At 65.7% G+C, this 12,973-nt stretch carries 10 protein-coding genes; 1 reads left to right on the top strand and 9 read right to left on the bottom strand.

Annotated features, from left to right (window positions below):
- Positions 1 to 173: 173 nt before the first annotated feature.
- The 8 genes from dusA to aroE all read right to left on the bottom strand — a co-directional run bounded on the left by dusA (position 174) and on the right by aroE (position 8,983).
- Complete coding sequence (gene dusA, locus ACCQ16_RS19175) at positions 174 to 1,178, bottom strand: tRNA dihydrouridine(20/20a) synthase DusA (protein WP_008576458.1); 1,005 nt, start codon at positions 1,176 to 1,178, stop codon at positions 174 to 176.
- Positions 1,179 to 1,638: 460 nt separating this feature from the next.
- Positions 1,639 to 1,863, bottom strand: coding sequence for a hypothetical protein (locus ACCQ16_RS19180; protein WP_008576462.1), 225 nt, complete (start codon positions 1,861 to 1,863; stop codon positions 1,639 to 1,641).
- Positions 1,864 to 2,425: 562 nt separating this feature from the next.
- Positions 2,426 to 3,013: an ankyrin repeat domain-containing protein gene (locus ACCQ16_RS19185; RefSeq protein WP_011348925.1), complete on the bottom strand. Its 588-nt coding sequence runs from the start codon at positions 3,011 to 3,013 to the stop codon at positions 2,426 to 2,428.
- A 58-nt stretch (positions 3,014 to 3,071) separates the two neighbouring features.
- Positions 3,072 to 4,577 carry a catalase KatB gene (gene katB / locus ACCQ16_RS19190; protein WP_277573299.1) on the bottom strand — a complete coding sequence of 502 codons (1,506 nt, stop codon included), beginning with the start codon at positions 4,575 to 4,577 and terminating at the stop codon, positions 3,072 to 3,074.
- Positions 4,578 to 5,134: 557 nt separating this feature from the next.
- Positions 5,135 to 7,270: an ATP-dependent DNA helicase DinG gene (gene dinG, locus ACCQ16_RS19195; RefSeq protein WP_057681239.1), complete on the bottom strand. Its 2,136-nt coding sequence runs from the start codon at positions 7,268 to 7,270 to the stop codon at positions 5,135 to 5,137.
- Positions 7,271 to 7,534: 264 nt separating this feature from the next.
- Positions 7,535 to 7,771 (bottom strand): hypothetical protein, encoded by a 237-nt coding sequence (locus ACCQ16_RS19200; RefSeq protein WP_008576468.1) that lies wholly within the window; start codon positions 7,769 to 7,771, stop codon positions 7,535 to 7,537.
- The gene (locus tag ACCQ16_RS19205) at positions 7,768 to 8,142 is read right to left on the bottom strand and encodes a hypothetical protein (protein WP_014091345.1); all 375 of its coding nucleotides are present in this window, start codon (positions 8,140 to 8,142) and stop codon (positions 7,768 to 7,770) included. The genes ACCQ16_RS19200 and ACCQ16_RS19205 overlap by 4 nt, the downstream gene beginning before the upstream one ends.
- Positions 8,132 to 8,983 (bottom strand): shikimate dehydrogenase, encoded by an 852-nt coding sequence (gene aroE, locus ACCQ16_RS19210; RefSeq protein ID WP_008576472.1) that lies wholly within the window; start codon positions 8,981 to 8,983, stop codon positions 8,132 to 8,134. Before aroE ends, ACCQ16_RS19205 begins: the two co-directional genes overlap by 11 nt.
- A 64-nt stretch (positions 8,984 to 9,047) precedes the next feature.
- Here aroE and ACCQ16_RS19215 point away from each other — a divergent pair, with 64 nt between their 5' ends.
- Entirely contained in the window at positions 9,048 to 9,929 is an 882-nt protein-coding gene (locus ACCQ16_RS19215) for a TolB family protein (RefSeq protein WP_277573275.1), read from the top strand.
- 464 nt (positions 9,930 to 10,393) lie between these two features.
- On the opposite strand, the gene ACCQ16_RS19220 is transcribed toward ACCQ16_RS19215, so the two are convergent.
- The gene (locus ACCQ16_RS19220) at positions 10,394 to 12,928 is read right to left on the bottom strand and encodes a PepSY domain-containing protein (RefSeq protein WP_277573274.1); all 2,535 of its coding nucleotides are present in this window, start codon (positions 12,926 to 12,928) and stop codon (positions 10,394 to 10,396) included.
- Positions 12,929 to 12,973 lie beyond the last annotated feature (45 nt).

Here is a 12,973-nt window from a genome sequence, read left to right on the forward strand (position 1 = left end):
TGAATCCGATCTGAACTTTTTAGCTTCACGTTAACGGCATTCAGTGAAATGAATGCCGATCAGAGTGGCCGACACGGCGAGCACGCGGTATTACGGACGCGCCTGCTGCGGCAGCCACCGAAACGCTCGGAGATCCAGGCAGCCCGTTCAGGAATGCAAGCGGTGGGCCAACGTCAGGCAACCACGCGCCAGGACCGGGTGTCGGTGCGCTCCAGGGCCTGCTCGACCAGTTCCCAACCGGCGCCCGGGCGATGGGCGCCCTCGCTCAGGACCTGCCGGAACGCCCTGCCTCCAGGCTGACCATGAAACAGACCGAGGACGTGCCGGGTCATGTGCTTCAAGGCCAGACCCTGTGCCAGTTGGGATTCCACGTACGGCTGATAGGCGCGCAGCAAGGACTCGCGCGATTGCTCGGGCCGCTGGTTCAAGGCTGCATCCAGACAATGCAGGACGTACGGGTCATGGTAGGCGGCGCGGCCGAGCATGACGCCGTCGGCGTGCTGCAGATGCGCCATGGCCGTGTCCACGGCCACGATGCCACCGTTGAGCACGACCGGCAGACCGGGCCGCTCCTGCTTGAGCCGGTAAGCCCAGTCGTACCGCAGCGGCGGCACTTCGCGGTTTTCCTTCGGCGACAAGCCCTTGAGCCAGGCGTTCCGGGCATGCACCACCACCATGGCCGCGCCGGCTGCGACCACCTGGTCGACAAAGCGGGCAAACAGCGTGTAGTCGTCATCGTCGTCCACGCCCAGGCGGCACTTGACGGTGATCGGCACGTGGGTGGCCGCGCACATGGCCGCGACGCACTCGGCCACCAGCGCCGGTTCGCGCATCAGGCAGGCGCCGAAACGCCCGGCCTGCACACGGTCGGAGGGGCAACCGCAGTTGAGATTGATCTCATCAAAGCCCCACTCCTGCGCAATCGCCGCCGCCTGCGCGAGCAAGGCGGGATCGCTGCCGCCCAGCTGCAGCGCCAGCGGATGTTCCACCGCATCGAAGCCGATCAAGCGGGCGCGATCGCCGTGGATCACCGCGTTGGCGTGCACCATCTCGGTGTACAGGCGCGCGGACGGCGCCAACAGGCGGTGGAAGACCCGGCAATGGCGGTCGGTCCAATCCATCATCGGAGCGACGGACAGGCGCAGGGAGGCGGCGTAGCGATCGGCGGAAGCGGTCATCGACGAAGTGGCCGCAGCGAGCAGCCATTAGAATGCGAAGCAGGATCAACAGCTTACACGGGCGTCGATGAATCTGCGGCGGTGCGGAGTGGGCGGCTGGAGCGGCTGCTTTGGGACTTAGCTGCAGGATCGCCTACTCGTTGCGCCACGGGATCGCCCCCTATCAGCTGGCCGGCGACGAGCATGACGCGCGATTGCGAGTGGCGCTGGTGACGCGCTTGGGCGGCCAGCACCACGGGTGCGTTTTACTGTCGGAAACGGCAACAGCGCCGAAGATCGCGTTGACGCTGTTTTAGTTTCCCTCGCTCGCCAAGTGCGGGCGGTAACGGAGGCAGCGCTGCAGGATGCGCGGTGCCTGTCTGCGTTCGCCTCTGCGGCGAACGCCTTGCATCGTCAGTGACGAGCGGAGCTTTCCAGGTCCGGTGCCGCGGTGACCGCTGCGCCCGGACGAACCCGGAACTTACGGGTTACGGACACCGACACGCTCTTCGGCGCTCAGCGGCTTGCCCAGTGCATGGTAGGAGGCAACCAGCGTGATCAGGGCAGTGCCCATGACCGTGTAGAAGCTCCACGACTTGGCCAGCACATGCACCTGGCCGAACACCAGCGCAACCACGGCAGCGGCAGTGCACAGCACCATGGCCAGCAGCGACATCAGGAAGGGAATGGAGGGATCGAGCTTCATGGTCCGGGGGTTCCAAGGTGCGATGCGATAGCTGCAGCATCGGCGTTCCCGGCGCTTTCTTGAACTGTTTTCTGCGATTTTTTCCAGGCGATTTAAAGCAAGTCAGCAAGTACTCAGTTTTCTGTCAAAGCCTTGGCGCACAAGGGTTTGCGCGTCAGAAAAATCCTGACGCAATGGCGAAGATTTCACCGCCACTGTCAGAGATCCAGCGCGGCCGTGGCGGAAAACCGACGGCGCTGCAAGGCGCAGTTTGGGGGTACCAGACAGCGGTTCTGAGTGCTGCAATGGATGCGGCGATCCCGATCGACGCCGTCGACATGGCAGGTGCAGCAAGAGCTGGAGGATATGCAGCGACCGGGGGGCGCGGCGTGCACCCACAAGCGTGGCGTCTTCGCGAGAGCCGGGGCGTTGCGACAAGAGCGCGTGTGACTACAACCTGCTGCACGGCCGTTGGCCACGAGCAGCCGCCCGTTGCTTCTAGTGAGTGAAGCGCAACCACGGACGCATCGCGGCCGATGCGGCACGCTGTCAGGGGCGCGCCTGGCAGGCAAGACTGGCGCGCTCAGCGCGCCGGCACGGTGGCAAATTCGCCGCGTTGTAGCTTGGTCACATCGTTGCCCTGCCCGTCCTTGAGGCTGAGATCCGCGCCCTTGGCGGCGAGGTCCTTGAGCACGTCGGTGCGCTGGAACAACGCGGCATACATCGCAGCGGTCTGGCCGGCGTTGTTGCGCTGGTCCGGCGCGCAATCGGCCTGCATCAGGCGCTTGGCGATGCCCAGCTCGCCCTTGAAGATGGCGCCCATCAGTGCGGTGTTGCCGCGCTTGTCCTGCGCACAGGGATCGGCGCCGGCGCTCAGCAATTGCTCCACCGCCGGCCGCTGGCCGTGGTATGCGGCCAGGATCAGGGCCGTATAGCCCTTCTCGTCACGGGTATTGAGGTCGTAATGCGAACGGATGAATTCGGCCAGCATCTCCTGGCGGCCCTCACGCGCGGCGTCGAAGAAATACTCGCGCAGTTGCAGCTTGATCTGCTCAGGCGTGGCAGTGGCAGTGGCCGTTGCGCTGGCAGCAGATGCAGATGCAGATGCAGGCGACGCAGCGTTGGCAATCGCAGACACGCTGCCAAGCATCAGAAACAACAGGGTGCGCATAGGGATCTCCCGAAGTAAAGACGACACCGCGGCGCAGGCCGCGATGTCGTCGGGCGGATCAGTCCTGCAGGCTGGAGGCCAACTGCTTGACCCGCGCCAAATCGCCCTTGGCCACGCGGGTGACGCCGGTACCGTACTCGGGGTCGGCCTTGTACAGGAACGACAGCATCAGGTGCTTGCTTTCGGGGTCGGTGGTGGCCAGCGACTCACCGAAGCTCTGCACCAGATCGGCACGGTCCTTCTTGCTGTAGGAGCGATACAACTCGCCGGCCTGCTTGAAGTTCTGCTCGCGGGTGATCTTGGCCTGCTGGGTGGTGCCCGACAGCGGCAGCTCGCTGTAGCGCGCAGCGGTGTCCTGCGGACGCGGCTCCAGGCGGCTCGGCTCGTAGTTCACCCCACTGGCGGTCTGGCCGATGTTGCCTTGCCCATCCTGATTGCCGTTGTTGACCGCTACACGCGGGCGATTGACCGGCAGGCTCAGCCCATTGGCACCGATGCGATACAGCTGGGTGTCGGCGTAGGAAAAGATACGGCCCTGCAACAGGCGGTCTTCCGAAGGTTCGATACCCGGCACCAGATTGGCCGGCGCCATGGCCACCTGCTCGGTTTCCTGGAAGAAATTATCGACGTTCTTGTTCAACACCATCTGGCCGACCTTCTGCTCCGGCACGTCCGGCCAGATCTTGGTGGCGTCAAGCGGGTCGAAATCGAACTTGGCCAGGTCTTCCGGCTTGAGCACCTGCACGTACAAATCCCATTTCGGGTAATCACCCTTCTTGATCGCAGCGACCAGATCGTTGGTCAGGTGGCTGTAGTCCTTGGCCTGCACCGCGGCGACCTGCTTGGGATCGAGGTTCTTGATGCCCTGCAGCGTCTTCCAATGGAACTTGACGTAGTGCACTTCACCCTGCGCGTTGACCAGCTTGTAGGCGTGTACGCCATTGCCGTCCATGAAGCGATAGCCGGCCGGAGTGCCCTCGTTGGAGTACAGCAGGGTCAGCGTGCGCGTGGCTTCTGGCACGTGCGAGAAGAAATCGAAGCGACGCGAATCGTCATCCAGATTGGTGCGCGGGTCCGGCTTGAACGCGTGCACCATGTCGGGGAACTTGATCGCATCGCGAATGAAGAAGGTGGGGAAGTTGTTGCCGACCAGATCCCAATTGCCTTCGCTGGTATAGAACTTGGTAGCGAAACCATGCGGGTCGCGCAGCGTCTCCGGCGAATGGTTGCCATGGACTACCGAAGAAAAGCGCACGAACACCGGAGTTTTTTCGCCGGCGCTGAAGACCTTGGCCTTGGTCAGGCTGGAGAGATCGGCAGTGGCGGTGAACTCGCCTTTGACGCCAGTGCCGCGCGCATGCACCACGCGCTCGGGAATGCGTTCGCGATCGAAACGCTGCAGCTTCTGGATCAGCTGCACGTCCTGCAGCAGCGTCGGGCCGGTGGCACCGGCTGTCTGCGAATTCTGGTTATCGCCGACCTTGGCCCCATTGTCGCGGGTCAGAACGGATTGGGCGAAGACCGGCGGAGCGATCAACGTCGGGGCTAGCAGGGCTAGCACCATGAGGTGTCCAGGGCGCATGGCGTCAGCTCGTTTGAGGAGGCTGAATCATCGCTAGCAGGCCGGAGTGTGAGAAGTCGTTAGTTATGATCGCTTCGATAGGGGAAGATGATGATGACTGCGTTGCGTGATATGCATCGCCAAACTCGCGAGCGGTACATAGCAAATAACCGCATTATCGAACGCTACGTGCGTCATTGCGTTTTTTTGCGCGACCTGAGTTTCAATCGCGCGCAGCCAATGTTGCGTTGCAGGATCGTGCGCAGTGTGGATGACGCGAGTGGCCCATTGCGCATCGCGCGATGCAGGACTGGGCCACGTCTGCAGCGCCGATTATGCAGAGCCGCGGCACGAGATCCTCCAACGCTGCAGCTACACCATCGCGCGTATGCCGATGCGGTACGACTGGCCATGCTCCCTGTGTGGCTGCACAGCGCGGCGCTGGCTTGCATCGCGCAACACCCGAACCGGCGCGCTACATCCGTATCGGCTGCGCCATCACCGTCGCACGCGAGATTGCACATTGCGATGATGATGGCACTGGCATCGCCAGGCGATCTTCAACGCCCGATCACCCGCTTGAACGGCGGCAAGGCATCGATGATGCGTTTACCGTAGCGACGGGTGAGCAGGCGCGAGTCGAGGATGATCACGCGGCCGTGGTCGCTGGAGCTGCGGATCAGGCGGCCGGCGAATTGGGTGAGCGTGCGCAACGCATGCGGGATGGCGATCAGGTTGAAGGCGTTGTGCCCGCGGCTTTCCAGCCATTCGCTCAAGGTGGAGGTTTGCGGATCGGTGGGCACGGCGAACGGCACTTGGGTGATGACCACGGTGGTGCAGGCTTCACCGGGCAGATCCAGGCCTTCGCCGAAGGAATTGAGGCCGAACAATACCGAGCCTTCGCCGGCGCCGATGCGGCGCAAATGTTCGGTGATCAGTTGCGACTTGTTGCCTTCGCCCTGCACCAGCACGCGATTGCGTTGCGCCAACGGCATCAGGTCGGCCACCTTTTCCATCTTCCAGCGCGAAGTGAACAACACGATGCTGCCCTTGGCGTTCCAATCCAGTTCGCGCACCAGATACTTGGCCACTTCCTTGGGATGGCCTTCGCGGTCGTCGGGAGTGACCGGAAAATTGGGGACGATCAATTCGGCCTGGTTGGGCAGGTCGAACGGCGAGGCCAGCGATGCCATTTCGGCGTGATCGGGCAAGCCATTGTCGATGGCGAAGGATTGGAAATCGCCGCCACCGGTCAGCGTGGCCGAGGTCATCACCACCGAATCCACCTCGTTCCAGATCATCGTGCGCAGCACCTGCGCGGCCGACACCGGCGAGCAATGGCAGATCAGGTCGCCATCGCGCGAGAGGGTGATCCAGCGCGCCATCGGCGGCTGACCTTCCTTGTCTTCGCGGCGCCAGCCACTCCACAGATTGTGTTGCTGCTCGGCCATCTCCAGCGCCAGGCCGAGACTGCGCTGCAGACGTTCGCGCGCGGAATCGTCCTGTTTTCCCTTGGCAATGGCGCTGTGTGCGGCATGCACCCAGTTGAACAGTGCGCGGGTTTCTTCGCCAAGCTCTTCGATGGCCGGGCCCCACTGCGGCGGCAACTTGCCATTGGCCGCGCGCCACAGCGGATCGCGCTCGCCGGGCTCGGGCTTCCACACGCGTTCGACCTCGGCGTGGAAGGCCTTGAGCAGTTTGGACACGCGCGCAGCCACCTCGATGGCTTCGTTGGGCAGCAAGTTGCCCAGCTTGTCCTTGTCCACTGCGCGATAAGCGGCCGCGATGAGGAGCTGCAGGCGCCCGGTGCGCCTGGCCATCTCGTCCAGCGGCAGGTTGGCCGCGCCCTGGTCGATCGCCACGCCGGCGATGTGGTGGCCTTCGTCGAGTACCAGCAGCATGTCCGCTGGCGGGGCGATCAGCGGCTGGCCGTTTTCGGCATCGCCCAGCGACAGCGACGACAGCAGCAAGGCGTGGTTGGTGACCACGATCTGCGCCTCGCGTACATCGGTGCGCGCCTTGAGTACCGGACATTGCGCCGCGTAGCTGCAGCGGCGCCCCGCACAGCCGGAGGCCGGCGTGGTGATGCGCATGCGCAGCGGCACGGAGATCTGTTCCGGCGCATCGTCCAGATCGCCATTCCAGGTGCGGGCGGCGTAGGCCTTGGCCAACCGTTTGGCCAGATCCGCATCGACGGGGCTGAGCGGGCGGTCGTACAGCGCCTGCTCGTCTTCGAACATGGCGTTCTGACTGGTGTCGCCTTCCAGTTCGGCGGCATTGCGGGTGCACAGATAGCGGGTACGGCCCTTGGCCAGCGCCACGGTCGCTTCCAGTCCGGTGGCCTTGAGGAAGGCCGGGATGTCGCGCTCCACCAGCTGCGATTGCAGCGCCACGGTGCCGGTGCTGATGACCAGTTTTTTCTTGGTCGCCAGTGCGATCGGCACGCCGGCGGTGAGATAGCCCAGGCTCTTGCCCACCCCGGTGGGCGCCTCGGCGATGCCGATGCCGCCGGACGTGGCCAGGGCACGGGAGACCAGGCCGATCATCTGGCTCTGTGCGCGCCGCGTGGCAAAGCCCGGCGTATTGGCCTGCAGCTTGGCGTAAGCGTCGCGGATGCTGGCCTTGATCGGGTCGGTCAGGCTGCGCTGGGTGGAAACGGGCGCCGACGGCGCGGCCGGTGGGGCAACTTCACTCATCGCGCTATTTTCGCACGGACCGGCGCAGTGACTGCGACCGGCGCGCCGCAGGGCTGAACAGGTTGCCTGCCTGCGGCGGCCACCCGGCCACTCCCACGCTGGTGCGACTGCTACGCGGCCGAGGGCATGGTTCGATTCTCCGATCGTGGCCCAGCACCGGCCGCCTGCAGGCGCCCGCCGCCGGCGCGACCCGGAAGGCGGCGCAGTGAATGCCGATGCACGAAACGCCGCTGTCTTTAACGCGTCGGCAGGATCGGTGCGCGCTCAGTTCCGCTGCCGGCGTGCCGGCCACGCATGGCGCGCCCACACCAGGCCGATGGCCGCCATGGCCACGCCCATCAACAGCATGCCGGCGCCGACGCCATTGGGCCCGAAACGTTCGTACAGCAGGCCGCCGCGATTGACCGCCGCCAGCGCCTGCGGATGCAGCAGCGTCCACACGCCCTGCCCGGCACAGACCAATCCAACGATCACCAGCAAGATGGCTTTGAGCGGGATCACGGGCGCGGACCAGTGCCAGCCGGCAAACGCTGCAGGCTGGCCGCCAGCGTCCACACCAGTACGCCGATGCCGACGGCCTGCATGGCCATCAGCACGAAGTGGGCGATGCCGACCACCACGCTGATCTGGCGCACGTTGCCTTGCTGCAGCAACACCATCGGAATCGCCTGGACGGCGACCTCGGCGAACAGGCAGCCCAGCAGCAGCCAGAGCGCGGCCAGCCCCGCGCGCCGCAGCGGGCTATGCGGTACGCGCCACAACAGAGCCAGCCCGAGCAGCACCGCAATCAGCATCGGCACGCGCGACAGCAGGCTAGTGACCAGGGTCAGCAGGATCGCGGTGGCATCGGCGCTGCCCACGTCAGTCGGCACTGACCAGCACGGTCTCGCGCGCGCGCAGCGCGGCATAGACCGGGTCGGTGTCCGGGCGCACGCCATGCCACAGCGCGAAGCTCTCGGCAGCCTGTTCCACCAGCATGCCCAGTCCATCGATGGCGTACCGGCATTGCGCCGCGCGCGCCCAGGCCAGAAACGCAATGGCGGTGTCGCCGTAATTCAGATCGACCGCGGCCGTCAGGCTGTTGACCAGACCCAGTGGCAATGCGAACGCACCGGCATCGCGGTCGCGACCGGCGGCAGTGGCATTGACGATCAGTTCGAAGTCGCCCAGCTCGCGCAGGTCTTCGATGTAACGCGAGGTCACCCGCGCCGGCTCGCCCAGCGCATCGCACAAGGCATCGGCGCGCTCGGGCGAGCGGTTCACCACCACCATTGCGGTGATGCCCGCCTCCAGCAGCGCCGGCGCCACACCGCGTGCAGCGCCACCGGCGCCCAGCAGCAGCACGCGGCGGCCACGCAGATCCAGGCCCTGGCGTTCGGTGAGATCGCGCACCAGGCCGGCGCCGTCGGTGTTGTCGCCCTGCCACTGGCCGTCGTTGCGCACCAACGTGTTCACCGCCCCGGCCAACCGCGCGCGATCGCTCAGGCTGCTGGCCAGCGCATAGGCGGCTTCCTTCAACGGCAGGGTGACGTTGGCGCCCTTGCCGCCCTCATCGGCGAAGCGTTGCAGCGCGGCGCTGAAATCCTCCAGCGGCGCGTCGATGGCGGTGTACTCCAGCGCAATGCCGGTCTGCTTCCCGAACTCGGTGTGGATGGCCGGCGACAGCGAATGGGCGACGGGGTGACCGAACACGGCATAACGGGATACGGGCATGAAACGCTCTCTGGTTGACTAGACTGTGCGCGACTTGGAGCCGCTCTTGAGGCAGGAACACCGCATGCACTATCGATGGACGCTGCTCACGCTGGCGGCAAGTTTACTCTGCGTCCCGTCTGCTTCGGGGCTTGCTGAATTCGGCATCGAGGGCATGGGCGTGGTCTCCACGCCGGCCAACGAGGCGCGCGCCACGCTCAGCCCGGACGGGCAGCGCATCGTTTGGGCCAGCGACCGGGCCGGTGGCACCGGCGGCTGGGATCTGTGGCAGGCGCAGCTGCGCGGCGGGCGTTGGCAGGACGCGCAGCCGCTGCCGATCAATACCGCGCAGGACGAGACCACCCCATTGTTCAGTGCCGACGGCCGCTGGCTGCTGTTCGCCTCCACCCGGCCCGGCGGCGCCGGCGGCAGCGACCTGTACCGTGCACCGGTGGATACGCAAGGCGCCGTGGGCCCGGTGCAATCGCTGGGCGCGGCGATCAACAGCGCCGGCAACGAGCGCGCACCGACGCTGTCGCTGGACGGCACACGCCTGCTGTTCGCCAGCGACGGTCATGGCGGTGCTGGCGGCATGGATCTGTTCGTCGCGCGCTGGGATGGACAGGCGTTCACCGCGCCGGTGGCCCCGGTCGACATCAATAGCGCAGCCGACGAGCTGGACGCAGCCTGGCTCGGCGACGGGCGCGCATTGGTCTGGGCCCGGGGGAAGACCGATGGCCCCAGCCAGTTGCTGCTGGCCATCTGCAAGGACGGTCGTTTTGCCCAGGGCTTGCCGCTGCCACTGTCGTTCAACGGGCCGCAGGAGCGCACTTTCGGCGCGGTCGTGGATACCGCCAAGCCGGGCGAATTGCTGGTGACCGGCAGCGCCCGTGCGCCGCGCGCAGGGCAGTTGGACATCTACCGGATGAAGGCACCGGCAGCCGACGGCGATGCGAGTTGCCGTTGAGGTGGATGGGTGCATCGGTCAGATCGAGACGATGTTGTCTGGGCATTCGCCGCAGAGCTGCTGATCGCTTCCAATGCGGGGACTAGCAAACCGTGCGACGCGACGTGCTCATTCTTCGATAAACAACCCGCGAACTGACTGGCGTGGTGCCTGCGCCGCTTGCGGGACCGTTGGCGGCATAGCTGCCGCCGTTGAACCACAGGAATGGGTTCATGGCGTGTCCCGCGCGCGACGAGGACAGCGCACACTCGACCGGCGAGGCGTTGTTGATGGGTCCAACAGGTCGTCAGCCGACACAACGCTGCACCAATGCCATGCAAACGTAGAACGCTCGCCACTCGGAGTGGGCGCGTATCCGTCGTCCACGGTGGTCTGCGGCTCTCTGCTCTGCGCATCCGCACAATGCTCACTCGCCAGGTTCTGCTAGCCGATGTAAGGCGGGGCTGGCGCCATCAGCGCCGCGCTCAATACACATCGCGTCGATAACGGCCGGCCGCGGTCAGCGATTCCAATCGCGTGTCGCCGAGCAGTTCTCGCAAGGTTGCATCGACCTCGCGCGCCATGCTGTCCAGACTGCCGCAGACGTAAATGACCGCGCCGCGGTCGATCCAGTGTCGCAGCGTGTCGCCGGCGTCGCGCAAGTGATGTTGCACATAGCGTTTTTGTGGTTGATCGCGCGAGAACACCCACTCCAGCTGCTGCAGATGCCCGCTCGCCTGCCAGGCCTGCAGCTCGTCGGCGAACAGGCGGTCGTGCGCCGCATGCCGTTCGCCGAACAACAACCAGTGCCCATGCACGCCGGCCAACTCGGCCTCGCGTAGCAGCGCGCGCAGGCCCGCAATGCCGGTGCCGTTACCGATCAAGACCATCGGCATTGTTTCGAGCCGATGAAACCCGGGATTGGTGCGCAACCGTGCGCGCACCGGCGTGCCGATCGCCGCATGGCAGATCAACCACCCCGAACCCAGACCGGGACTGCCATCGGCACGCGTCGTCAGCCGCACCACCACCATCGCGGTGCCGTCAGCCGGTACGCTGGCGAGCGAATAATCGCGTGTGGGCAGCCAGGCACATGCATCCAGCCAGGTCTGCGGATCAGGGCGATGGGCAAGCGGCGTTGCGGGCGGCTCGGGCAGGACGCGCTCGGCGGCAGCCTGCTGCAATGGCAGCAGCTGCGCATCCACGTGCACCAGTGCGTCCGGCGCCAGGCCCCATGCCGCCAGACAGGCGCGCACTTGTGCTTGGGCATGCGCAGGCTGCACTTCGAGGATGTCGCCGGCCTGCCACTGCGCATCGGCAGGCGGCTGCAGATCGACGCGCCAGATCGGCGCCCCCTCGCTGCCCGGATTCAGATGCATGCGCGAGGAAAGGGTCCATTCGGTCAATTTGGGCCGTGCCAGCGGCGCCACGCGCATGGGTGCACCGGCGATCTGGCCCAGCTGCGTATGCCATTGCGCCAGCGCCTGCGGGTCGACGTTATCCAGTTCCACCGCAGGAAACAGCGCGCGTGCACCTTGCGCATCCAGCCACTGTTCGACACGCCGCGAGAACCCGCAGAACTGCGCATATTGGCGGTCTCCCAGCGCCAGCACCGCGTAGGTCAGGTGCGGCAATTGCAGGCGTTGCCGCAGCAGCCCACGCTCGAAACCGCGTGCCGCATCCGGTGGCTCGCCATCGCCAAACGTGCTGATCACAAACAGCGCATGCCCGGTGCGTTGTAGCGCCTGCGCATCCAGCTGCGCCAGCGAGCACACCTGCACCGGCAAGCCGGCGGCCTGCAGATGCCCGGCGGCCTGCCACGCCAGGCGCTCGGCAAAACCGCTCTGGCTGGCAAACGCAATCAACCACGGCGCCGCTTGCGAGGCCGGTGCTGCGCCTTGCAACACTTTGCGCGCAGCGCGCAGTTCGCGTTTTTTGCGGCGCCGATCCAGATACAGCATCCAGCCGGTGACGAAGAACACCGACATGCCCAGGCTGGCGAGCATCACCACGATGCGCCCGGGCAACCCGAAGAAACTGCCCGAATGCAGCGGGAACATGCTCGCCGCCAATTGCTGCCCGCGCGGCAGCAGCGCGTAGTCCAGGCGCTGCAGCAGTGCTCCGCTGTCCGGCGCGATATCAAGACTGTTGTAGGCGCGATCGTGAGCGGGATGGTCGGGCAAGAACCGCACATTCAACGGCTGCCCGGCGCGCGCGGGAATGCGCAGATCCAGGGCGGCGCTGCGCGTGGCGGGAATGCCATCGAGCGTGCGCTGCACGCGTGCAAGATCGACGGTGGCCGGGCGGTTATCGCCTTTGTCGCCGCGTATCGCAGGCAGGCCGCCAAGCAAGGCCATCATGCCATCGCGATACCAGGGGTAGGACCAGGTCAGCCCGGTCAGCGCGACCAGCAAATACACCAGCAAGCACCAGGTGCCGAACACCGCGTGCAGGCTCCACAAAAAACTGCGCCCCTGCCGTCGCCATTCCACCACCCACCAGGTGCGCGGGCTCCACCACCGTCGCGGCCAGCGCAGATACAGCCCCGATGCGCAGAAGAACAGCAAGATGAAGGCGCTCGCACCGGTGACCGCCTGCCCGCGTTTGCCGGCCGTCAGATTGCGGTGCAGGTCTTCGATGAAGGCAAACGCAGTGCTCAGCCGCGGCGGCGCGACCCGCTCACCCGTATAGGGGTCGAAATACACCCGGCCCGCGCCCTTGCCGGAGAGGCGCGCGGCAGACGGGCGCGCACCAGTGGGATCGATCAACAGGCGCGTCACCGTCTGTTTCTGCCCGGCACCGGCTGGCGCCAGATCGAGCCGTTGCAGCAACACATCCACCGGCAAGGGCTGCTCGCCCGCCGCATGCCGTTGCGCCAGTTGCGCAATGGCCGGATTGGCCATGCGCACGATCTCGTTTTCGAACGACATCGCCGCGCCGGTCAACCCCATTACCGACAGCACCAGCCCGGCAGTGATGCCGAGCAGCCAATGCAGCTGGAACAGGAGCGTCTTGATCAAGACCTGGACACGAAACAGGACGGCCGCCCATTGTAGATGAGAATG

Source organism: Xanthomonas sp. NCPPB 1062 (assembly GCF_041481705.2).
Classification (GTDB): Bacteria; Pseudomonadota; Gammaproteobacteria; order Xanthomonadales; family Xanthomonadaceae; genus Xanthomonas; species Xanthomonas euvesicatoria.